Below are 22,435 nucleotides of genomic sequence, written 5' to 3'. Positions count from 1 at the left end.
CAGGGGACCGTCAGCTCACGCCTTCCCGCGCGGCGGCACCGGACGGCCCCTGGTGGTGTGCCGGATCACCAGGTGTGGGCGACGTCCACGATCAGCTCGTGACCGGACTGCTGCACCCGGAACGGCAGCTTGGCACGCACGCCCAGACCGATCTGGGACTGCCCCTCGAAGCTCGCCCCGAATTTGGTGTCCTTGAACGTGCGGTATCCGGCGAGGTTCACCCCGGGCAGCGGCTTGCCGGCCGTGGCCGCGTAGGTCTGCTTGCCGGTCTCCGGGTCGTGGCTGGGCGCGGAGACAAAGATCTGCAGGATGGCGCCGCCCTTCACCGGTATTTTCTCGCCCGAGCCGTCCTGGTGGAACGCGTCGACATATCCGACGTGGTATCCGGCCTTTCCGGTGGCGCCGCCGATGTCGAAGACCATGCGGTCGTAGCAGGTGCTCCTGCTGGTCCTGACGTTCTTCAGCGGTGTGGCGTTCGCGTCCGTGGCGGACTTGGTGCCACTGCCCCAGGCGGTCGAACAGGTCGTGGCCGGGGCGGCCTTACCCACCGGGCCGGTCGCGGCGCCGGCCACTCCGGCCGTGCCCGCCACCCCGGCGCCCGCCAGCACGAGCACCGCGGCCGCTGTCCCCAACCGTCGCATGACTTACCTCCAGAGAAGTGCCTGTGTACAGATGCGTGCGGTAGGACGGGCGCGGCAGCCCGGACGTTGTGCGCCGGTCCGCATTTGGCCGACGAAAGCACCACGTTGTCGCGAAACCGGGGTGATGGCCCCAAAGCACCCCCGCGGAACGGATCACGTCCCCGCTCCGGACGGGGCATCGGCTGCGGGGGCCCGCGTTGGTGCGGTCAGGCGTCGACCACATCGACGGTCACGCCGCCGCGGCGCAGTGCGGCCAGTTCCTCGGCCGGTGTGCCGCGGTCGGTGACGACGCGGTCGTACTGGCCGGTGTCGCCGTAGGCGTGCGTCGCGGTCTTGCCGAACTTGCTGTGGTCCACCAGCAGCAGGGACCGCTGGGCGCACTCCAGCATGGCCTCCTTGACCTCGGCGTACTCGCGGATCGGGTGGAAGAGGCGGCCGTCGAGCACGGACACCGCCGACATCACCGCGAGGTCGGCGCGGATGCGGCCGAGACCGCGCAGGACGTCGGGGCCGACACAGGAGCCGAACTCACCGCGGTAGCGCCCGCCCAGGAGCGTCACCTCGGTGCCCGGCGCCTCGTCGAACAGCCGGGCCACACCGAGGGAGTTGGTGACCACGGTGACGGCTTCGGTCCGGGCGATCCGGGCCGCGAGCGGGAAGACCGTGGTCGAGTCGTCCAGGACGACGGTGCCGCCGGGCCGGATCTCGTCGGCGACGGCGGCGCACAGCGCCTCCTTCACCGGGTGGTTGACGCCGACCCGGAAGCGGGTGGCGGTCTCCATGGTGAGGCTGGGGAAGGGCGCCGCCCGGCCGCGTTCCTTGCGCAGCAGCCGGCGTTCGGCGAGCTGGTCCAGATCGCGGTGCATGGTCGCGAGGCTGACCCCGAAGTGTCTGGCCAGGTCGTCGATGCGGACTTCGCCGTGCTCGACGACATGGGCCAGTACGTCCTGCCGTCGCCGGTCGACCTCGGCCAGCGACGACCGTGTGGAAGCCATCGGGGCCGCCCCTTTCCGGTCGGACAGCGGCAGCGCCTACCGCTGCGGGTAGATGACGGCCTTCACCGCGGTCGCGTCGTGGGTGGCGACGGTCAGTGCGCTCTCGGCCTCGGCAAGACCGTAACCGTGCGAGACCAGCGAGTCGAGCCGGACCGCACCCGAGGCCACCAGCGCCGTCGCGGTGGGCCAGGTGTGGGCGTAGCGGAAGGTGCCGGTCAGTTCGAGCTCGTGGTTCTGCACCCGGCTCAGCGGGAGCGGGATCTCGTCACCGCCCATGCCGACGAGCACCACCCGGCCGGCCCGGCCCACCGTCCGGATCGCCTCGCCGCTCACCGCGGGGACGCCGGAGCACTCCAGGAGGACGGTGGGGGTGTACCCGGCGTCGCTCAGCGGGGTGGCCGAGACGTCGAGGGCGGTGGCGCCGGCGGCGCGGGCGAGTTCGAGGCGGTGCGGGAGGACGTCGGTGACCATGACCTCGCGTGCGCCGAAGGCCCGTGCCGTCTGGGCGGTCACCAGGCCGATGGGGCCCGCGCCGGTGATCAGGACGCGGTCTCCGGGGGCGACCCGGGCCTTGCGGCAGGCCCAGACGGCCACGGACAGCGGCTCCAGCAGCGCGGCCTCCTCGATGGTGAGACCGTCGGGGACCTCGTGGGCGAAGTCCTGGTGCACGGCCAGGTATTCACAGAAGGCGCCGCCCACCGGAGGTGTGGCGAGGAAGCGCATGTCCGGGCACAGGTTGTAGCGGCCCGGCCGGCACTGGCCGCAGCTGCCGCACGGGGTGCCGGGTTCGATGGAGACGCGCCGGCCCATCCGGCGGGTGTCGGTGCCCGGGCCGCAGGCGACGACCGTGCCGGCCGCCTCGTGCCCGAGGACCAGCGGCTCCCGTACGACGAAGTCGCCGATGCGTCCGTGCCGGTAGTAGTGCACATCCGAGCCGCAGGTCCCGACGGCCTCGACCCGGACCAGGACCTCTCCCGGGCCGGGTTCGGGGACGGGGCGTTCCGCGAGGCTCAGCTGCCCGGGTCCGTGCAGGACGGCGGCGCGCATGGTGGCGGGAATCCCGGATGTGGCGGTCATGACGGGCTCACGGCTCCCTCGGGGTGTGGCGATGTGGAGGGGACGTCGCGCGATCCGGCGCTGGACCGGCGGGCTGCAGCGTCGCCCCTGGGCTACAGCACGGTACCGCGCATTTTTCTATCAGAGGAGTCTTGACTTCTCACAAAATGCGAGAAGACTTGCGCCGGCTCACCGTCCGCCCGGCGCACCGGTGCGCCTCTCCCCCGCCTTCGCCCCCTCGCCCCCGTCGAGATCCGCCCCCTTGGAGGGCCCATGAGCAGCCCCGCTTGCAGCCAGCCGGTACGGCCCCCGGACACCGGCACCCCGCCGGTCGGCCGCCTCCGCTCCGGCGTCGCCCGCCTGGGCATACCCCCCGCCCTGACCTGGGGATTCGTCGGAATCCTGCTGTTCATGACAGGCGACGGGGTGGAGACCGGCTTCTTCTCCAAGTACCTGGCCGATCAGGGGCTCGCGAAGGCCGACGCGGCGGTGGTCATCGCCGTCTACGGGATCACCGTCGCCCTCGGCGCCTGGCTCTCCGGAGCCCTGTCGGACCTGTGGGGACCCCGGCGGGTGATGACCGCGGGCTTCGCCATCTGGCTCGTCTTCCAGGTGCTGCTGCTGACGGTCGCGCTGCCGGCCATGAACTATCCACTGCTGCTGCTCATCTACGGACTGCGCGGCTTCGGCTACCCCTTGTTCGCCTACGGGTTCCTGGTGTGGGTCACCGCGGCGACCCCGCCGCAGCGGCTGGGTACGGCGGTCGGCTGGTACTGGTTCGCCTTCACCGGCGGTCTGCCGACCCTCGGCTCCCTGGTCGCCAGCGCCACGATCCCGCTGGCCGGCTCCTACCGGACCCTGTGGCTCGCGCTCGGCCTGGTGATGCTCGGCGGTCTGCTCGCCCTGCTGCTGGTCCGCGAGCCCACCGGCCGGTCCGGGCTCGCCCCCGGCAGCGGGAACCCGCTGACGACCCTGGCGGGCAGCGTCTCGATCATGCGGCGCCGTCCGCGGGTGGCCATCGGCGCCGCGGTGCGCGTCATCAGCACCGGTTCCCAGTTCGGCTTCCTGGTCTGTCTGCCGTTCTTCTTCACCGAGACGGTCGGCTTCAGCACCTCGGCCTGGCTGCGGCTGCTCAGCGTCATGTTCGCCGCGAACATCTTCGCCAACCTGTTCTTCGGCGCCGTCGGCGACCGGCTCGGCTGGCAGCGCACCATGACCTGGTTCGGCGCCGTGGCCTGCGCGGTGACCTGTCTGGGGCTGTACTACGTACCGGTCGTGGCCGGTCCGCACTTCGCCGCCTGCGCGGTCGCCGCCGCCCTCTACGGCATCGCCCTCGCCGGCTACGTACCGATCTCGGCGCTGATCCCCGCGCTGGCCCCGCGCCACAAGGGCCAGGCCATGTCCGCCCTCAACCTGGGGGCCGGTGCGAGCACCTTCGCCGGACCGGCCGTCGTCGCCGTCGCCCTGGGGCCGCTCGGGGTGCAGGGCATCGCCTGGATCTTCGCCCTGCTGCATCTCGCCACCGCGGTCGCGATCCGCTTCCTCGAACCCGACCCGGAGTTCACCGCGTCTCCCACCGCCGCTCCCGTCCCGGCCGCCGACGGCACGGAGCTCCCCGCGGGCCGTCACTGACTTCGCGACGGGCTTCCCGCTGCGCTCGCCGCCGGCCGGGCACGTACGGGCCTGCCGGTGGCGGGCCCGTACACGGAGAGCGGCGAGCGCAGCAGGGCCCGGTCAGTCCGCGGGGTCGCGCGGGCACAACTGACGCACCGGCGGCACGTCGTGCGGGCCCGCCGGGCGCAGCGGCCGGAAGTAGTGGGCGAGCGCCCAGCCGCCGATGCGGCTGCCGGCGCGGCATCCGACGAGGTCCGCGGTGCGGAAGTGAATCCCGCCCCAGACACGGGCGTTGACCATGTCCTCGTTGAACCGCTCCGCCTCGTCATAGTGGCGTGTGGTGCCGGTGATCTCGGAGGGCACATTGAGGTCGAGGTGGGTGGTGCCCAGGATGCCGGTCAGGGTCCGGATCACGGCGCCGGCGACCGTGGTGTGGCCACTGAGGTAGTCGGGGTGCGGTGGCGTGACGAGCAGTGGCTGCCACTGCGGGTCGGGGTCGGTCGCGGGGTTGCCGTCGGTGCCGGCCAGCTGGACGGCGGTGATCGGGCGCCAGAATCCGTAGTGGAGTTTGGCGTCCCATGCGGTGACGACGGCGTCGGTGGCCGACGCGTTCGCCGCGGCGAACAGCCGCGCCGTGTCGGCGATGTCCAGGTGGTGGCGGGCGGTGTGGTCCCGGAACGCCGCCTGGAACTGCACCGCCAGATTGCCGCCGAAGAACAGCGCGGTCTCGGTCTGTTGCGCGGTGCGGCCCGAACCGGTCCTCGCCCCCATCGTCCTCACCTCGTTCACGTCCCGTGCGTAGCGGGCCGAGGAGAGCGCGGGCGGCCCGCCGGGACGGAACTGGTCCGGGGAGGTGAGCAGCAGCGGGCGCAGTACGGCGAGCCACGGGTCGATGAAGGGCTGGTGGGCCGGCGGGGTGGGCCGCCAGACCCCGGGCGCGGGCGCCGCGGTGAACTCCACCGGTGCGAACCGGCCGTCGTTCTCGCGCAGCGCGATGAGGTGGTCGGCGGCGCGCTTCCCGAAGGCCACGCCCTGCCGTTTCGCCGGGCCGTCGGGGATCTTCGCGAGCGAACCGGCGTACGCGGCGTCGAGCGAGGTCTGCGAGGCCGGGAAGTAGGTGCGCAGTACGCGGTGTGCGGCGGCCACCGCCGCGGCCTCGGGCGAGGCGGTGGCGGGTCCGTGCGCCCGCCACTTGTACGGGGCGTAGGTGCGCCGGATGCCGACCACGGCGTTGTAGACGGCGGCCGAGACGAACCCGTGCCAGATGACCACCTGTCCGGAGGGGCGGGCGGGGCCGAGGTGGGCGCTGATGGTGTCGGTGGCGATGACGTTCCAGTCGCGGACCGCCTCGGGGTCCGCGGCCGGCTGCCGGTGGTGGTTGGCGGCCGCCGGGCCCGCCACGGCCGTGAGGGTGAGGAGGAGCAGCGCGGTGACCGCGCTGATGACTGCTCGTCTGACCGAACGAGAAGTGTCCATAACCGGCTTAACAGCCGAACGGGTGGGGGGTCACGCCGCCGCACGGCCGGGTGCGCGTACGCCGGCGCGTCAAGGGGACAGTCGGCGCGGGCCCGGGGCCGTCGAGGGCGCATCGCCGGGTGCGGTGCGCCCGTGGGCCCGGCGTCCCAGGGCGCTCAGCCCGACGCCTGTGTGGCGGCGCGCTCGCGGGCGGCCGCGGCGCGTGCCGGGTCGCCGAGCTGTTCCTCCAGCCGGGCCTTGGCCGACCAGTTGTACGGGCAGACCGGGCGCAGGTGGATACGCTCGCTGAGCAGCGTCCGGGCCAGGTCGGTGCGGCCGGCGCGGAGGGCGGCCTCGACGAGGGTCCGCTGGATCGCGTCCCGCTGGGCGTGGCTGCCGCCGAAGTGGTGCAGCCGGTGGCGGATCGGCAGCAGCAGATCGGCGGCCGCGCCGTACTCCTGCCGTCCGTAGGCGATCAGGGCGCGGCAGACGGGCAGTCCGATGTCGGCCGTCATGGCGCGGTTCGATCCGCCGGGCTCCGTCGCCACCCAGCGTTCCCGGTCCTGGACGAGGCGCTGCGCCTGGGCGACGCGCCCCGCTCCCACATAGGCCATGACCGCGTGTGCGTCGTTGAAGGCGTAGTGGGGGCCGTCCCGGCGGCTCTCCCAGGCGTCGGCGAGCCGGGCCCACCGTGCGCTCTGGTCGTCCCCGGCCAGGTGCAGCCGCCACAACAGGGCGGCGGCGTCGAGCAGTTCCATCGCCACACCGGCCGACCCGTCGTGGTGGAGCGCGGCGTCGTAGATCTCCAGTACCCGGGCGGTGTCGCCGGTCTCCAGTGTGAAGAGGGCGTAGTGCCACCAGTTGTGAACGGTGAGCAGGCTGCCCTCGGACCAGTCGTCGGTGCGGGCGTCGAGGAAGCGGATGCCGTCGGTGAAGCGCCCGCGCATCTCGTAGGTGTGCACCACGCCGTGGATTCCCCACACATCGCGCGGATGCCGCGCCAGGGCGTCCAGGCCGACCTCCTCGGCACGTTCGTAATGGCCCGACTCCTCCAGGCCGAACGCGTACATGCCGAGCAGCGGCCCGCGATGGGGGTCGTCCTCCTCCCAGGCGTCCAGGGCGCCGCCGACGCGGTCGCGCAGGCGCACGGCGTCCCCGGTGAGGAAGTCGTGCTGATGCCCGGCGAAGAGGGCCAGGGCGTCGCGCGGGAAGGCGAGGGTGAGGTCTCCGAGGGTCCGGCCGGCCGTGTGCAGATCGCCGTCCAGCCATGCCGTCGCGGCCGTGAGATGCATACGTTCCCGGGGCGTCAGCCTCGCCGTGTCCAGACCGGAGCGGAAGCGGGCCAGGCCCTCGCGCGCCTCGGCCGTGTCCCGCTCCTCGGTCCCCAGTACGCCCAGATACGCGGTCAGTGTCTGCCCCATCACCGACCGCGGTGCGGCGGCCCGTACCTCCTGGGCTGCCTTGGCGACCTGCGGCCGGAAGAACAGCAGGTCATCCAGCGCCTGTTCGTAGGCGGCCAGGGCCGCGGTGCCGGTGTCACTCATCAGATGTCCGTGGCGGTCCGCTGTCATGGTGGCTCCTGCGGGCTGAGTGCGGTGCGGGTGTGCGCAACTGACGGTGAGTCATCACCTGGTCCCCATCCTTACCCGCTCCACGGCTGGAGCCACGGCGGAAACATCGGGTTCATCTGGGACGAGGCTGCGGGAAACACGTGCTGCCTAATGTCCCCGCCAACGCCGTCGCGCGGGACACGGCCGCCCCTGCTCCGGGTGAGGTACGGCACCGCGTTCCGCTTGTAGCCCCCAGGAGGTCCGGCATGAGTGTCGAGCAGCAACTGACCGCCCCCGACAGCGGCCGGCGGCCCCCGCGCGGCGAGGCGCCCGCCGGGTCCCCCGCGCCCGCCGCGAGCGCGGTCAGCGAGACCCTGGAGGACTACACCCTCCGGTTCGCCCCGCGCAGTTACCGCCGGTGGACCCCGATGGTCGTGGCGACGACGGCGCTCGGCGGCATCGCCTACCTGGCCGACTTCTCGATCGGTGCCGGCATCGGCCTCACGCACGGCACCGGCAACGCGCTGGCCGCGATCGCCGTCGCCGCCGTGGTCATCTTCGTCACCGGCTTCCCGCTCGCCTACTACGCGGCGCGCTACAACATCGACCTGGACCTGATCACCCGGGGTTCCGGCTTCGGCTACTACGGTTCGGTGCTGACGAGCGTCATCTTCGCCAGCTTCACCTTCATCTTCTTCGCCCTCGAAGGCTCGATCATGGCGCAGGGCCTGAAGCTGGGCTTCGGTCTGCCGCTGTGGCTGGGGTACGCGGTCTCGACGCTGATGGTGATCCCGCTGGTCATCTACGGGATGAAGGCGCTGAGCAAGCTCCAGGTCTGGACGACCCCGGTCTGGCTGCTGCTGATGGTGGGCCCGCTGGTGTACCTGGTCGCCACGGAGCCCAGGACGGTGCACACCTTCCTCTCGTACCCGGGCTCGCAGGGCGGCGGAGGCGTCAACGCGGCCTCGGTGCTGCTGGGTGCGGGGGTGTGTCTGTCGCTGATCGCACAGATCGGTGAGCAGGTCGACTATCTGCGCTTCATGCCGCCCAGGACCGACCGGAACAGGCGCGCCTGGTGGACGGCGGTCGTGCTGGCCGGCCCCGGGTGGGTGGTGCTGGGCGCCCTCAAGCAGGCCGTCGGGGTCTTCCTGGCCGTCTACATCCTCGCCGAGGTGGGCCCGGCCTCGGCCACCGAGCCCATTCAGCAGTTCACCGGGGCGTTCGCCGCGATGATGCCGTCCTGGCTGGTCGTCCCGCTGGCCGTGGTCCTGGTCGTGATCAGCCAGATCAAGATCAATGTCACCAACGCCTACTCCGGTTCGCTGGCGTGGACGAACTCGTTCACCCGGGTCACCAAGCGCTACCCCGGCCGGATGGTGTTCGTCCTCGCCAACCTGGGCTTCGCGCTGGCCCTGATGGAGGCGGACATGTTCCGCGTCCTCAACAACATCCTCGGGTTCTACGCGAACTGCGCCATCGCCTGGATCGTCACCGTCGCCACCGACATCATCGTCAACAAGTACCTGCTCAAACTCTCCCCGCACGCCCCCGAGTTCCGCCGCGGCATGCTCCATGCGGTCAACCCGGTGGGGGTGGTGGCCTTCGTCGCCGCGTCCGGGCTGTCGATCGCGATGTACTTCCATGCCCTGGGTGACACGCTCCAGCCGTGCTCCCCGGTCGCGGCGGCGGTGATCGCCTTCGTCGTCACCCCGCTGATGGCGCTCCTGACCAAGGGCAGGTTCTATCTGCGGCGCACCTCCGACGGGATCGAGGCGCCGCTGCTGGACCCGGACGGCAACCCCAGCGCGGCCACGTTCCCCTGCCATGTGTGCCGGCAGGACTTCGAGCGCCCGGACCTCGCCGCCTGCCACAGCCATGACGCGATGGTCTGCTCCCTGTGCCTGAGCACCGACCGGACCGGTGTCCATCTGCTGCCGGCGGAACCGGCCTGACGTAGCGACAGCCCGCGCCTCCGGGGGGGGGCGTCAACACGAGCGGCCATATCACCTAAAGGTCTGCTCTTCACGCCCGGTGTCTCTGGAGCGGGAGCCGGTGGGGAACGAAAAGGCCTGTACGGGCGGCTCACAGCCGTGGCGCACCGCGGTCGTCGGGACCGCGTCGCCAAGAGCCGCCTTTCCTCCACCAGTTAGGAGACCGACCGATGTCTCACCGGATCAAGAGTGCTCTGGTAACTGCGGGTGCCTGCGCCGTCGTTCTCGGCGGGGCGGGCCTCGCCGGCGCCGACAGCGGCGCCGGGGGCGCGGCTCTCGACTCACCGGGGGTGCTGTCCGGCAACAACATCCAGATCCCCGTCCAGATCCCGGTCCACCTCTGCGGCAACACCATCAGCATCATCGGGGTGTTCAACCCCGCCTTCGGCACACCCTGCTGGACCGACTGACGCCGGCCGGCACCCGGCCGTTCAGGAGAAGCCACCCTTCCCGGCCGGTGCCGGCCGAAGTGGCCCCCGGAGATCTCCGGGGGCCACTTTCCATGGGACGGCACGGAGCGGGACGAGCACGGCGCGGGCACAACGGGGGTGGAACGGAACCGTGTGCGGGCGCGCCGGTCAGGCACCCGGTGCGGTGTGCTGGAGCTGCCGCAGCAGCGTCGCGTTGTCGGGAGTCCGCCGGACCTTCTCCAGCAGGGACTGCATGGTGGCCGGTCCGTCGCCGGCCTGGAGGGCGCGGCGCAGCCGGCGCGTCGCCGTCAACTCAGCGGGCGGAAGCATCAGCTCCTCCCGGCGGGTGCCGGAGCCGGCGGCATCGACCGCCGGATAGACCCGCCTGCCGGCCAGCACCCGGTCCAGACGGAGCTCCATGTTGCCGGTGCTCTTCAGCTCCTCGAAGAAGTAGTCGTCGGCGCGGGAGCCGGTCTCGACCAGGGCGGTGGCGAGGATGGTCAGCGAACCGCCCTCCTCGGCGAGCCGCGCCGCGCCGAAGAGCCGCTTGGGGCCGTGCAGCGCGGCGGCGTCGACACCGCCGCTCAGGGTGCGGCCACCGGACGCGGCGGCGTTGTTGTGGGCCCGGCACAGCCGGGTGAGGGAGTCGAGCAGGATGACCACGTCCTGTCCGTGCTCGACGAGCCGTTTGGCGCGCGCCACGGCCAGTTCGGCGAGGGCGATGTGTTCCCTGGCCGGACGGTCGAAGGTGGAGGCGAGCACCTCGCCGCGTACGGAGCGGCGCATGTCGGTGACCTCCTCCGGCCGTTCGTCGATCAGCACGACCATCAGCCGGCATTCGGGGTGGTTCCCGGCGACGGCGGCCGCGAGCTGTTGCAGCAGCACCGTCTTCCCCGTCTTCGGCGGAGCCACGATCAGCCCGCGCTGCCCCTTGCCGACCGGCGCGAGCAGGTCGACGATGCGCGGGGCCGGGCCGCCGGTGGCGCTCTCCAGGCGGAGGCGGTGGCGGGGGTGCAGCGGTGTGAGGTCACGGAAGTGCGGCCGACCGCGCACGGCGCTCGGCCGGTGCCCGTTGACCGTTTCGATCCGGGCGAGCGACCGCGGCCGGTCGCAGGTACCCACGACCAGGTCGCCGGTGCGCAGGCCGGCCGAGCGGATCAGCGCGGCGGGCACCCGGACATCGCGGGGTGAGGCGAGACAGCCCTCCACGCGGAGAAAGCCGGAGTCCTGCCGCTCGTTCACGAGGTCCAGGACCCCGGTGGCCGTGATGACGGGGGCTGCCGAGGTCGCGGCAGCGGGCCGTGCGGCGGTGGGGGCGGTCCTGGGAGTGGAGCCGGTGGTGGGGGTGCTGAGTTGGGTGCTACTGGTCACGGGTGTCCTCTCGGGACGTCGGTGCAGGGCCGATGGGATGGGAGGGAACCGGCGAGGGGGGCGGTGGGATCACGCCCCGCGGGCGGGCCGGAAAGCCCGCGGCCGGACAGAAACTGCGGCAGCGCCGGGCTGCGGGTGTCGAAAAGCGGTGCTGGTTTGCCGGCCGGAAGCGGCGGGCGCGACAGCGGGAGAAGCGATCCGCGAAGCAGTGCACAGCGGAGCAAGAGCGGCACGGGCGCCGAAAATGCGGCGAACACTCGTGCGTCTCTCCAGCACGGTACCACCACCGGGCACGGGCGGTGCGGTGAAGTGGGGGCCGGATCTATGCTGAGGGCGATGTTCGCACCCCAGGGACCCACCGTTCGTGAACTCGCCGTCCAGGCGCTGTCCTCCGTCGAGCGCGGCTATGACCTGCTCGCCCCGAAATTCGACCACACGCCCTTCCGGACCCCGGAACGGGTACTGACGCCGGTGTCACGGGCGCTGCGGGAGCTGGGACCGTTCGGCAGCGGTCTCGATCTGTGCTGCGGAACGGGCGCGGGCATGGACGTCCTGCGGCAGGTCTGCCGGGAGCGGGTCACCGGTGTCGACATCAGCGCGGGGATGCTCTCCGCGGGCCGGACCCGGGAGCGGGTGACCGCGGCCGCACCGCGGGTCGAGTGGGTCCGCGCGGACGCACGGGCGCTGCCGTTCGGGCCGGTCTTCGACCTCGCGGTGAGCTTCGGTGCGTTCGGGCACTTCCTGCCGCGGGAGCGGCCGGGGCTGTTCGCCCAGGTGCACTCCGTGCTGCGCCCCGGCGGCCGGTTCGTCTTCCCGATCGGTGCGCCCGCCCGGCCGGGGTCGGCCGGCTACTGGACGCTGCTGGCCTTCGACGCGGTGATGCGGGTGCGCAACGCGCTGTGGCGGCCGGAGTTCGTCATGTACTACCGCACGTTCCCGCTCGCCGAGGTGCGCGCCGAGCTGACGCGCACCGGCTTCGACGTGCGGCTCCAGGCGCTCCCGGAGCTGGGTCACCGGCCCGACGGCAGCCCGCGGTGCCGGCTGGTGGTGGCCACCCGGTCCTCCTGACCGCGGGCACCGTACGGGCGGATCGCCGGGTCCGGGCGGGCGGCCCGTACGCACCGCAGCAGGCGGCCTCTTCAAGGGTCGGTGCCGCCCGCCCTCGTCACCAGCGGACCGCGGTGAAGTCGACGGGCTGCGGCCGAAGTGCGCGGGTGCGGACGGTCAGCTGTTGCAGGCGGCGGGTCATCTCCTCGGCCGGGAGCCGCTTGCGGTCGCCGTGGCCGGGCAGCACCCACTCGAAGCGCAGCCGGTCGGCCGTCCGGGCCAGGGAGGCGGCCAGTTCGGTGATCGAGTACCAGGTGACACTGGCGGCCACCTCCAGATCGGCGGTGGCCCGCGACCAGTAGAAGCTGTCGCCGCTGAAGCAGTACTTCCCGTCGGCGAGGAAGAGCAGGCTGCCGCGGGTGTGACCGGGCAGCGGATACGCCGTGACCCCGGCGCCGATCTCGACCGGGTCGGTGCCGCGGATGACGAGGTCGGCGTCCGGGGCGGCGTCGAGGTCGCCCTCGTGGATACACAGCCGGGCCCCGAACCGGTCGGCGTAGCGGCGGCCGTGTGCGGCATGGTCCCGGTGGGTGATCAGGACGTCGGTGACGGGGCCCAACGCCTCGTAACGGGAGGCCAGTTCGTCGCTCCAGCGGGGTGTGTCGATCATCATCGTGCTGCCATCGGGCCGGCGCAGCAGGTAGGCGTTCGCCGCGGCCGTCTCACGGGAGTTGTGGCCGCAGAGATGAACGGCGTCGTCGAGGGCGAGGGGGAAGGGGTCGAGGTCGGGGGTGAGGCGTTGAGCCGGGTGGCGGATGGAGCGGGTGTGGCAGGAGAAGGCGGCCGCGTACAACTGCCGCTGCTCCACCTCGTTTCGCGGCTGCCGGATCACCTCCGCCCGCCCGTCCCGTTCCTGGATGACCTCGGGGGCCAGCTGTCGGGCCACGTCGCAGTTGGTGCAGCGCGCATCGACGTACCAGCCCTCGTCGGCCCTCGCCTCGGGCGCCAGGTCCTTGCTCATGACAGGTCCGTCCTTCCGGTTCGTGGGGGTGTTCTGACGAATGGTCAGTGCGCGCGCTGACATCAGAAGTACCCCGCCGTGCGCCAGAAGCGGAAGAGGGGGCAGACCTTGTGGTTTGCCGCGGGAACGTCTCTTCCAGCGAGGAAACGGACACCGGGACGGGGGTGCTTTCCACCCATATGACCTACCTGTCGAGGGCCCCACGGGGCGCGGGCGAGGGACCCTTCCGTCCGTCGCCCGCTCCCCCGCCCGGGTGGGCGCGCACGGGTCAGGCGGCCCTCTGGCACGCGGCACTCAGCCGGCGGAGGGTCGTGCGCATGCCGGCGCGGTTGACCTCGGCGCGCCGGGCGGCCGGGGTACCGGTGAAGAGCAGCCCGAGGAGTTCGGCGAGCCGGCGACGCCACCCGCGGCGGCGGTGGTCGGCCCAGTACTCCGTGACCAGGGTGCCTCGCTCCGTCGGTTCCAGCCGGTAGCCCCAGCGCGCGATGGGCAGACCGAAGGTGATGTTGTCGAAGGCGAACTCCCGGCCGGGGTCGGCGGTGACGATCCGGCAGGTGCCGAACCAGATCCAGCAGGCCTTCCGGTTGACGCCCACGAAGCGGTCCCCGCGGGACCACACCCGGACGACCTCCGGGCTCCACTCCTTCATCCGCCGTACGTCGGCGAGGGCCGCGTAGACATCCCGCGGCGGGACCGGGATCTCCAGGGATTCCTCCACGCTCCATATGCGGCCGGTCATCGCTTCCTCCCCTGGGGCGTCGCCCCGTGTGTCGTCCGGGCCGTGATGACCGCTGCGGCATCGCGCACCTGCCCGGCGAGACCGGCCGTGTCGGCGAGACCGGTGATGTGTCCGCACCTCGGCCGGAGGGCGAGGCGGCCGTCGCGACAGGCGTGGAGGAAACGGCGTTCATCGCGGCGGAAGTGGTCACGTTCACCGTTCAGCAGCCAGACCGGGCCCGGATACGCGGAGAGTGACGCGAGCGGGTCCATGGTCCGTACGGCGTCGACGACGCCCGGTACGACCTCGGAGCTGAGGCCACCCGCGACCATGGCGTCCGCCTGGCGACGGGGCAGTGCGCGGCGGAACGCGAAGGCGCTGAGCCGGTTGACCTCCTCGGGGTGCCTGGCCGCCAGCCGCGCCAGGCCACGGTAGACGGCGCCGAACGACCCGTGGGGCAACGCCGTACAGCCCATGGCCACCAGGCCGAGGGCACGGTCCGGATGGGCGGCGGCGGTGGCGAGGGCGACGTAGCCACCCAGCGACAGCCCCACGAGCAGTGCGCGCCCGCCGAGTTGGTCCATGGCGTCGGCGACCGCCGCCACGGCGCCGGTCATGCTGAACGGCTCTCCCCGCCGTACACCGTGGCCGGGCAGGTCGGGCGCCGCCGTGGGGTGGCGGTCGCCGAGGGCTTGGATCACGGGGTGCCACATCGTGCCGCTCACGCGGGTGCCGTGCACGAAGACGATGGGCAGCCCGGCTTCATTGGGCTCCATGACCGGCACGCTACCCCAAATGCAACGCAACGTTGCGTTGTTTTTTACTGCTAGCCTCTTCTCATGAGCGAGGAGCGGCACGGAACACGGCGCAGCGGCGGCCCACGGAAGGCGCAGGAGATCTTCGATGCCACGCTGGACCTGCTGGCGGAGAAGGGGTACGAGGGGCTGACCATCGAGGGGGTCGCCCAGCGGTCCGGCGTCAACAAGACCACGATCTACCGCTGGTGGCCCTCCAAGGGGGCGCTTCTGGGCGCCGCGCTCATCGGCGCGCGGCAGCTCGACTTCACCCCGCCCGACACCGGCACCCTCGCCGGGGACCTGACGGCCCTCCTCCGGACGATGGTGTCGCTCCTGACCGAGCAGCCGGCCTCCGACATCGCCGTCTCCGTCCTGGGCGCTATCACCCAGAGCCCCGAACTCTCCGCCCCTGTAAGGGAGTTCTTCGCCGACCGGATCGCGCTGGAGCAGCCCGTCTTCGATCGCGCCGTAGCCCGCGGGGAACTCCCGGCGGACACCGACACCATGCTGCTGATCGACCTGCTGGCCGGGGCCGCCTGGGTCCGGTGCGTCCTGCGCGGGCTCCCCCTGGAGCAGGACTTCGTGTCGCGCGCCGTCGACACCGTCCTCGAAGGAGCGCGCGGTCGGAGCTGATGCCGCCTCCGTTTGAGCCCCTATAAAGAGTCTGTTTCAGCATCAACTACAACTTTGCTAATTCTTGGTGTAGTTGAAACAGATTTCACACCAGTCTCAAACGTAACAGCGACGAAGGTCACACTCGGACTCGTCGCTTCCACAAGGCTGGGCGAGAGGTAACACAGCACGATGACAAGAAGCAGACTCATCCGCCACGGAAGCCGGCTGCTGGCGCTGTCCACGGCGGCACTGGGGCTGGTCGCGACCATGACCATGCCGGCCGCAGCGGAGGACCAGCCCACCCGGGAGCAGCTGATAGCCGACTGCGGTTCGGGAGAGGGGAAGTGCAGCTTCAACGAGCCGAAGCTCGGCAAGGCGTTCCTCGGGGACTTCCGCCAGGTCTCCAACTCCCTCTACAACTGCTCCACTTCGGACGCCACCCAGTCCATGGGCTGGTCCGACACCGTGGGCTCGACCGACTCGGCGGGTGTCTCCGTGACGGCCGGTGGAAACATCGCCGGTCTGATCGACCTGAGCGTCACGGCGACCTACAGCCACACCTGGTCGTCCTCGCACACCGAGAACAGCTCGCTGAACATGACGGTGAAGCCGGGCGAGGTGGGCTGGATCTCCCGTGCACAGGTGATGCAGACCGTCTCCGGCACCTGGCAGACGCACTACGACGACCCGAAGTGGGGCCACTACTTCTGGTTCGTGCCGGACACCGTCACCGGGCCCGCGCCCAACGGGACGGACGGGCGGAGCAACGCGGTGACCGTCAAGACCCGCAAGATGACCACCGCGGAGAAGAACTCCTGCTCGGCCGAGTCCAAGAAGGGCACGTCGTTCGTGGTCAAGCGCTGACCACGGCGACACCGCGCAGCTGAACGGGGGCGCGGTCCCGCGCTGTTGGCGCGGACCGCATGATCACAGCCGCCGGCCCCGTGCCTCTCGGCTCCCAGGGAACCGGGAGGCACACTCGGACCACCTGGCCGGCGTCCCGGCCGGCGTACGGGTACGGCGCCCGCGCGTAGGCTCCGTCCGTGCACTCCCCACGCTTCCGCGCCGTCGGCGCCCTCCTCCTGATTGCGGTGCTCGGCACGGCATGTTCCGCCGGGCCTCCCCCGCACTCCGCCGGGTCCGCCACTTCGGCGCCCGCCGCTCCCACCGCGGTACGGCCACCGGCCGCCAACGCAGTCTTCGACTATCAGCTCGGCGGGGCGTATCCGCCGCCCGGCGAGGTCCGGGCGGTCTCCCGGGACCGCACGGCACGGCCGGCCCCCGGCCGCTACAACATCTGCTACGTGAACGCCTTCCAGGCGCAGCCCGACGACACCGGCTCCTGGGAGGACGACCACCCCGGCCTGCTGTTGCGGGACGGGCACGGCGACCCGGTCATCGACGAGGACTGGAACGAGCCGCTGTTCGACATCTCCACCGGCGCCAAGCGCGCGGCCCTCATGGAGATCGTCGGCCCCTGGATCGACGGCTGCGCCAAGGCCGGTTACGACGCCGTGGAACCCGACAACCTCGACTCCTACGAGCGCTCCGAAGGCCGTCTCACCGCCCGGCACGCCGCCGCCTTCGCCCGGCTCCTGGCCGACCGCGCCCACCGGCGGCGGCTGGCCATCGCCCAGAAGAACACCGCCGATCTGCTGCCCCGGCGCCGCCGCATCGGCTTCGACTTCGCCGTGGTCGAGGAGTGCGCCCGCTACCGGGAATGCACCGGCTTCGCCACGGCCTACGCCAACCGGATCTTCGTCATCGAGTACGCGCGGCGGGACTTCACTGCTGCCTGCCGCGCCTGGGGCACGAAGCTCTCCCTCACCCTGAGCGACCGCGAGGTCCGTCCGGCCGGCACCAAGGGCGCCTTGCGCCGCCGTTGCTGACCGCGGCCGGTCCGGCGGCGGCAATCGTGGTCAGTTGTACTCGGCCGGGTCGTCGCGGGCCGGTTCGGCCCGGCGCAGGTCGGTGTCGGAGAGCGGTTCGAGTTCGCCGTGGGTGTCCAGCCAGTAGAGGAAGGCCACGGCCGGGCAGACGAGCACCACGGCCACGAGGCTGACCAGAGCGGTCCAGCGCAGGCTGGCGGGGTCGCCGGCGCCCGCGGCCACGGTCAGGGACGTGGGGATGAGGTAGGGGCGCTGGGCGGCGCCCCAGGCGATGACCGCCGCCGCGACCACGCCGACGGCGGTGACCCGGGACCAGACGCCGGACCCGCGCAGCAGCAGCCAGCCGGTGGCGAGGGAACAGACTCCGGCCAGGATGACCAGACCGAGGCCGACGCCGTGGGTGAGCCCGTGCCAGACGTGCGGGGCATCGCTCCGGGTGACGGTCAGCATGACGCCCGCCAGTACGGCGAGGACGACGACGCTGCCGAGCGCCCGCCGCCGGAAGTAGCCGACGAGATCGGGCGCGCCGAAACGCGCGGCGTCGCCGGCCAGGAAGACGGCGCCGAGGAAGGCCGTCGCCACGATGGCGATCAGTCCGAAGAGGACGGAGGTCGGGTTGGACCAGGCGTGCGCCGAGGCCTCCGTTCCCGGGACCGCCCGGCCCGAGGCGACCCCGCCGACGGCGGCGCCGAGGAAGAACGGGGTGAGCAGCGAGGAGATGGCGAAGACCGCGCCGTAGAGGCGCCGCCCGGCGATCCGGCTGAGGGGTTTGCGCAGCGCGAAACCGGCGCCGCGCAGGACCAGGCCGATGGCGGCCAGGGCCAGCGGCAGCCACATGGCGGAGAACACCGTCTGGAACAGCGTCGGAAAGCCGGTCCACATGATGACGAGGACGAAGACCAGCCAGACGTTGTTGACCTCCCACACGGGGGCCATGGCGTGGTCGATCAGCCACCGGGGACGCGCCCCGCGCGCCGCGCCACCGGCCGTCAGGTCCCAGAACCCGGCCCCGTAGTCGGTGCCGCCGGCGCAGGCGTAGGCGGCCACGGCGAGCAGCAGCACCACGGCGATCACATCGGCGATCATGACCGGCCGTCCTCGGCCGGTCCGGGCCCGGCGGCGTCGGCGGGTGGCGGGTCACCGGCCGGTACCCGCGCGCGGGGCCCGTACGGGGTGTCGGCCTCCGGTTCCCCGGCCCCCTCCCCCGCCGCCCGGCGTGCGTCGGCGAGCCGCCAGCCCGTACGCATCTTCAGCAGCACGGCGAGCAGCGAGCCGAAGATGAACACATACACCACGATGACCAGGCCCAGCATGATCCAGAGACTGGTGGACCGGGTCGCCGTCACCGCCTCGGCGACCCGCATGTGCCGGTAGACGATCCACGGCTGGCGCCCCACTTCGGCGGTGATCCACCCGCATTCGACGGCGATGACGGAGGCGACGCCCGCGCAGGCCGCGCCGCGGAAGAACCACGGGGAGGCGGGCAGCCGGTGCCTCCGCACGCGGCACCAGCCGTACCAGAGGGCGAGGAGGATCAGCAGGGAGCCGATCACCACCATGAGGTCGAAGGCCCAGTGGGCGATGGTGGCCTGGGTGGCCGTCGGCCGGTCGGCGGCCGGGACGGAGGTCAGTCCGGTCACCTTGGTCCCGGGGGTGAACCCGGCCAGGATGGAGTCGAATTGGGGGATCTTGATGCCGCCGGAGATGGTGCCGTCCGGGTGCAGTCGCCCGAAGATGTACTCGGGTACATGGGTGTCGGTCCGCCAGACGATCTCCGTCGCGGCGAACTTCACCGGCTGCTTGTGGAAGACCGACCGGGCGATCGAGTCCCCCAGCAGGAACTGCACCGGGGTGAACACCGCGGCGAGGGTGAAGGGAACGGTGAACCCGAGCCGGTGGTAGCGGTCGCGGCGGCCGCGCAGCCAGCCGACGGCGTAGACACCGGCGACGGTGTAGCCCGCGGTGATCAGCATCGCCACGACGAAGTGCCAGTACTGCGGCCCGAACATCGGCGTGAAGATCGCCGACCAGACGTGCACGTCCCGGGGTGTGCCGTCGGCGTCGAGGGTGAAGCCCTGGGGCGTGTTCATCCAGGAGTTGGCCGCCAGGATGCCGAACGCGCCGAGCAGCGCGGCGGCCGGCAGGGGCAGGCCGAGCAGGAAGTGGGTCCGGGGCTTCAGCCTCCGCCAGCCGTAGAGGTAGATGGCGATGAGCACCGCCTCGAGGAAGAAGGCCCAGGCCTCCACCCCGAAGCCGATACCGAAGACGCTGCCCCACTTGCCCATCAGGCCCGGCCAGAGCAGTCCGAACTCGAAGGACAGCACGGTGCCGGTGACCACGCCGACCGCGAACTGCACCGCCATCACCGCCGACCAGCGCCGCGCGAGGAGCAGCGCGACGGGGTCGTTGCGGCGGAGACCGCGGTGGTGCATCACCAGGGTGATCAGCGGGAGCGCCACCCCGAGCGGCACCAGGATGATGTGCGTGGCCAGGGTGAAGGCCATCAGCTCCCTGGCCGGGAGGAGTTGGGCCGGGGCGCCGGCCAGCAGGGTGACCGTGGTGTGCATGGCTACGTGCCTTCGCTGCTCGGGACGTTCAGGAGAGCGCCGGCCTCGGCGTCCACGCTTGCCTGCCTCCTCGGTGCACGGCCCCGGCCCTGCGGGGCACCGCGCCGGTCGCGCGGCTCGTCACCCAACCACCGCGGAACGCGGGGCGGCACGCACCGTGCGCCCGGGTTGAGCCGTTGCGCCGACGTTCTTCGCCCGGTCGGCCCAGCCGGTGGACCGCCGCTCCTCAGGAGCGGTCCGGCGGCAGGCCGTCGGACCGACCCCGGACAGCGCGGGAGGGGCCCGGCAGCCCCACACCACCGAACCCCTCCGCCGGGAGACCCGCCGGTCTCCCTCGCGCCACTGAGCTTCTCGTCCCCCTATGCCGTCTCGTGGCCGGCGTTGCCGTTGATCTTCTCGATCGCCTGCCGGGCCTGCTCCTGCGGGGAGCGGGCAGGCAGCGGCGACACCGTCGTGGACGCCACGGCGGGCTGGGCCCGCTCCTGCGGCATGGTCTTGGCATGGGCAGCGGCCGGCCGGATGCGCAGCCGGTGGCTGGCCGCCTCGTCCAGGGTCACCGGGCGTTTGAACCGGGCAGCCAGCCGCGCGGCGTCCTGACCGAGGGCGGCGACGTCCTCCCACTGCAGACGCACCACCAGAGAGACTTCGGCGTCTCCGTCCGGCATTGCCTGCAGCTGCGGGATACCCGGGTCAGTCATGCTGCCTCCTCACTTCGTGGACCGGTGCCCAGGGGCACGGATATGGAGAGATACGCAGCCACGGCCGCTGCCGTTCACCTCCCGTCGGCGGAAAACGAGGCCGGTGGCGGTCGCCGGGGCGGCCCGGCCGGCGGAGGCACGAATTCCGTAAGGCACGATGGTGGGTGGAACGGTGAGCGGGTGATGCCAGTGATGAGTCTGCAGCGGCTTCTCAGCTCCGTCGGACCGGCCGTACTGTCGGGGGTGTGCGCTCCCGGAGGCACCGCGGTGCCGGTGGGAGACGTGGTGATCGCCGAGCCGGACGGTGGCTTCGATCTGCGGCCGGGTGATGTCGTCCTCGGCGTGAACCTCACGGACCGTGCGCAGGCCCTGCGGCTGTTGGCGTGGTGTGCCGGGCGGTCGGCCGGCGCGCTGCTGCTCAAGGCTCCGGCCGCGGTCGAGGAGTCGGTGGTCGCGGCCGCGAGCGCCGCGGGACTCCCACTGGTGCGGGTCGAGCAGCAGGCGGGCTGGGCGCAGGTGGTGTCGCTGCTGCGGGCGGTGCTCGACAGCGAGGGGTACGCGGACCCCGGCAGCGGGACGGCCGGTGCGGAAGCGGGTGATCTCTTCGGGCTGGCCGACGCGATCGCCGCCGTGATCGACGCCCCGGTCACCATCGAGGACCGCAGCTCCCGTGTCCTCGCCTACTCCGCACGGCAGGAGCGCGGTGACGAGGCGCGGGTCGCCACGATCATGGGGCGGCACGTTCCCGACGAGGTCAACGCCCAGTTCCGCCGGTACGGCGTCTTTCACAAGATCGCCCAGGACACCGGCCCGATCTATGTCCCCGCGGTGGTGGAGGGAACGAAGCCTCGGCTGGTGATGCCGGTGCACGCCGGCGGGGACGTGCTCGGCTCGATCTGGGCGATCGTGCCAGGACCGGTGCCCGCCGAGCGGGCCGCGGCCTTCGCCGACACGGCCGCGACGGCGGCGCTGCATCTGCTGCGCCGGCGGGCCGGTGCCGATGTGGAGCGCCGGGTGCTGACCGACATGGTCGCCACGGTGCTGCACGGCCAGGAGGGGGCGGCGGACGCGGCGCGGCGCCTGGGCCTCACGACCGGCCCCTGGCGGGTGGTCGCCGTGGGGGTGCGCTGCGCGGACGAGGGCGAGGCGGAGCGGCAGCGGCTGACCGTATGGGAGCGGATGTCCCGGTTCCGCGGCAGCCGTCTGCGGTCCCCCGCGGCGGTCGTGGGAGGCGTGGTCTACGGGATCGTCCCGGCGGAGACGGTCACCCCCGGCGGCGGCGAAGCGCCCGGATGGCTGGAGGCGCTCCGTACCACCACCGGGAGCCCCGCCCCGCTCGTGGCGTTCGGCGGGCTCGCGGCGTCGGTCCCCGGGCTGGCCCGCTCGCGTGCGCAGGCCGATGACACGCTCGATCTGCTGCGGACGGGGCTGATATCCCGCGACCGGGCCGTGCACGACGAGGTGTGGGCCACGGTCGTGCTGCGCCATCTCGCACGGTCCGCCGCGGCGGACCGGATCGCGGGCATCGGGCCGCTCCGGCAACTGGTGGACCACGACCGTGTGCACGGGACGACCTGCGTACCGACGCTGCACGCCTGGCTGCAGGAGCGGGGCGACCCACGGGCCGCCGCCGCCCGGCTGCACATCCACCCCAACACGCTCCGCCACCGGATGCGCCGGCTCCAGGAGGTCGTGGCGCTGCCGCTCGACGACCCCGAGGTCCGTACCGCCCTGCTGCTCCAGCTCACTGCCCGCCGCTACGGCACGGAGGGCGGCCCGGACGACGCGGTGCGTGCTTCCGGGTGAGGGATTCCGGGCCGCTGCCCGGTTTTTCGACCCCCACCGGTATGTCGCTTTGGCGGATCTGCCTCCCGGTATGCCGGGATTGACTCATGCCGCCCTCCCGTATGCCACCTCCCGGCCCCCTCCCCTTCCCGTTGTCCCGGCCCCACTGCCGGGCGGCCCGGGACGGTGCCGAGCGCACGATGACGGGCCGTTCC

Annotated in this window: 20 protein-coding genes; 8 read left to right on the top strand and 12 right to left on the bottom strand. The window is 72.2% G+C overall.

The window, feature by feature from the left end; genetic code table 11:
- Positions 1–65: 65 nt before the first annotated feature.
- From ACWC9R_RS07725 to ACWC9R_RS07715, 3 genes are all read right to left on the bottom strand, one after another.
- Complete coding sequence (locus tag ACWC9R_RS07725; RefSeq protein ID WP_450729466.1) at positions 66–641, bottom strand: AMIN-like domain-containing (lipo)protein; 576 nt, start codon at positions 639–641, stop codon at positions 66–68.
- Between the two features lie 206 nt (positions 642–847).
- Entirely contained in the window at positions 848–1,636 is a 789-nt protein-coding gene (locus ACWC9R_RS07720) for a DeoR/GlpR family DNA-binding transcription regulator (RefSeq protein WP_393361739.1), read from the bottom strand.
- Between the two features lie 36 nt (positions 1,637–1,672).
- Positions 1,673–2,713 (bottom strand): NAD(P)-dependent alcohol dehydrogenase, encoded by a 1,041-nt coding sequence (locus tag ACWC9R_RS07715; RefSeq protein ID WP_450729465.1) that lies wholly within the window; start codon positions 2,711–2,713, stop codon positions 1,673–1,675.
- Positions 2,714–2,965: 252 nt separating this feature from the next.
- On the opposite strand from ACWC9R_RS07715, the gene ACWC9R_RS07710 reads away from it, so the two are divergent.
- Positions 2,966–4,324, top strand: a complete 1,359-nt coding sequence (locus ACWC9R_RS07710; protein WP_450729464.1) for an MFS transporter — start codon at positions 2,966–2,968, stop codon at positions 4,322–4,324.
- A gap of 102 nt (positions 4,325–4,426) precedes the next feature.
- Here the strand turns inward: ACWC9R_RS07710 and ACWC9R_RS07705 are convergent, their stop codons facing one another.
- Together ACWC9R_RS07705 and ACWC9R_RS07700 are read right to left on the bottom strand one after the other, a co-directional pair.
- A complete protein-coding gene (locus ACWC9R_RS07705) occupies positions 4,427–5,782 on the bottom strand; it encodes a vanadium-dependent haloperoxidase (protein ID WP_450729463.1) in 1,356 nt (451 codons plus the stop codon).
- Between the two features lie 155 nt (positions 5,783–5,937).
- A complete protein-coding gene (locus ACWC9R_RS07700; RefSeq protein WP_450729462.1) occupies positions 5,938–7,332 on the bottom strand; it encodes a tetratricopeptide repeat protein in 1,395 nt (464 codons plus the stop codon).
- A gap of 245 nt (positions 7,333–7,577) precedes the next feature.
- Between ACWC9R_RS07700 and ACWC9R_RS07695 the strand changes: the two genes are divergently transcribed.
- Both ACWC9R_RS07695 and ACWC9R_RS07690 read left to right on the top strand, forming a co-directional pair.
- A complete protein-coding gene (locus ACWC9R_RS07695) occupies positions 7,578–9,263 on the top strand; it encodes a purine-cytosine permease family protein (RefSeq protein WP_450729461.1) in 1,686 nt (561 codons plus the stop codon).
- 209 nt (positions 9,264–9,472) lie between these two features.
- Positions 9,473–9,712 (top strand): chaplin, encoded by a 240-nt coding sequence (locus tag ACWC9R_RS07690; protein ID WP_450729460.1) that lies wholly within the window; start codon positions 9,473–9,475, stop codon positions 9,710–9,712.
- Positions 9,713–9,880: 168 nt separating this feature from the next.
- Here ACWC9R_RS07690 and rho read toward each other — a convergent pair whose 3' ends face one another.
- A complete protein-coding gene (gene rho / locus ACWC9R_RS07685) occupies positions 9,881–10,981 on the bottom strand; it encodes a transcription termination factor Rho (RefSeq protein WP_450729485.1) in 1,101 nt (366 codons plus the stop codon).
- Between the two features lie 438 nt (positions 10,982–11,419).
- Between rho and ACWC9R_RS07680 the strand changes: the two genes are divergently transcribed.
- Positions 11,420–12,151: a class I SAM-dependent methyltransferase gene (locus ACWC9R_RS07680; protein WP_450729459.1), complete on the top strand. Its 732-nt coding sequence runs from the start codon at positions 11,420–11,422 to the stop codon at positions 12,149–12,151.
- 97 nt (positions 12,152–12,248) lie between these two features.
- Here the strand turns inward: ACWC9R_RS07680 and ACWC9R_RS07675 are convergent, their stop codons facing one another.
- From ACWC9R_RS07675 to ACWC9R_RS07665, 3 genes are all read right to left on the bottom strand, one after another.
- Complete coding sequence (locus ACWC9R_RS07675) at positions 12,249–13,151, bottom strand: MBL fold metallo-hydrolase (protein WP_450729458.1); 903 nt, start codon at positions 13,149–13,151, stop codon at positions 12,249–12,251.
- Positions 13,152–13,419: 268 nt separating this feature from the next.
- Complete coding sequence (locus ACWC9R_RS07670; protein WP_450729457.1) at positions 13,420–13,890, bottom strand: SRPBCC family protein; 471 nt, start codon at positions 13,888–13,890, stop codon at positions 13,420–13,422.
- On the bottom strand, positions 13,887–14,645 hold the full coding sequence (locus ACWC9R_RS07665; protein ID WP_450729456.1) for an alpha/beta fold hydrolase: 759 nt from the start codon (positions 14,643–14,645) through the stop codon (positions 13,887–13,889). The genes ACWC9R_RS07670 and ACWC9R_RS07665 overlap by 4 nt, the downstream gene beginning before the upstream one ends.
- Positions 14,646–14,708: 63 nt before the next feature.
- On the opposite strand from ACWC9R_RS07665, the gene ACWC9R_RS07660 reads away from it, so the two are divergent.
- From ACWC9R_RS07660 to ACWC9R_RS07650, 3 genes are all read left to right on the top strand, one after another.
- Positions 14,709–15,299, top strand: coding sequence for a TetR/AcrR family transcriptional regulator (locus tag ACWC9R_RS07660; RefSeq protein WP_450729455.1), 591 nt, complete (start codon positions 14,709–14,711; stop codon positions 15,297–15,299).
- 171 nt (positions 15,300–15,470) lie between these two features.
- Complete coding sequence (locus tag ACWC9R_RS07655; RefSeq protein ID WP_450729454.1) at positions 15,471–16,145, top strand: hypothetical protein; 675 nt, start codon at positions 15,471–15,473, stop codon at positions 16,143–16,145.
- A gap of 179 nt (positions 16,146–16,324) precedes the next feature.
- A complete protein-coding gene (locus ACWC9R_RS07650) occupies positions 16,325–17,170 on the top strand; it encodes an endo alpha-1,4 polygalactosaminidase (protein ID WP_450729453.1) in 846 nt (281 codons plus the stop codon).
- A gap of 30 nt (positions 17,171–17,200) precedes the next feature.
- Here the strand turns inward: ACWC9R_RS07650 and ACWC9R_RS07645 are convergent, their stop codons facing one another.
- The 3 genes from ACWC9R_RS07645 to ACWC9R_RS07635 all read right to left on the bottom strand — a co-directional run bounded on the left by ACWC9R_RS07645 (position 17,201) and on the right by ACWC9R_RS07635 (position 20,435).
- Positions 17,201–18,256 carry a cytochrome d ubiquinol oxidase subunit II gene (locus ACWC9R_RS07645; RefSeq protein ID WP_450729452.1) on the bottom strand — a complete coding sequence of 352 codons (1,056 nt, stop codon included), beginning with the start codon at positions 18,254–18,256 and terminating at the stop codon, positions 17,201–17,203.
- Positions 18,253–19,737 (bottom strand): cytochrome ubiquinol oxidase subunit I, encoded by a 1,485-nt coding sequence (locus ACWC9R_RS07640; RefSeq protein WP_450729451.1) that lies wholly within the window; start codon positions 19,735–19,737, stop codon positions 18,253–18,255. Before ACWC9R_RS07640 ends, ACWC9R_RS07645 begins: the two co-directional genes overlap by 4 nt.
- A 359-nt stretch (positions 19,738–20,096) precedes the next feature.
- The gene (locus ACWC9R_RS07635) at positions 20,097–20,435 is read right to left on the bottom strand and encodes a hypothetical protein (protein WP_362615183.1); all 339 of its coding nucleotides are present in this window, start codon (positions 20,433–20,435) and stop codon (positions 20,097–20,099) included.
- A 192-nt stretch (positions 20,436–20,627) separates the two neighbouring features.
- On the opposite strand from ACWC9R_RS07635, the gene ACWC9R_RS07630 reads away from it, so the two are divergent.
- Positions 20,628–22,241: a PucR family transcriptional regulator gene (locus ACWC9R_RS07630; protein WP_450729450.1), complete on the top strand. Its 1,614-nt coding sequence runs from the start codon at positions 20,628–20,630 to the stop codon at positions 22,239–22,241.
- Positions 22,242–22,435 lie beyond the last annotated feature (194 nt).

The sequence above is a fragment of the Streptomyces sp. NPDC001219 genome (assembly GCF_053597915.1).
This window is presented reverse-complemented; position numbering and strand designations above follow the sequence as displayed.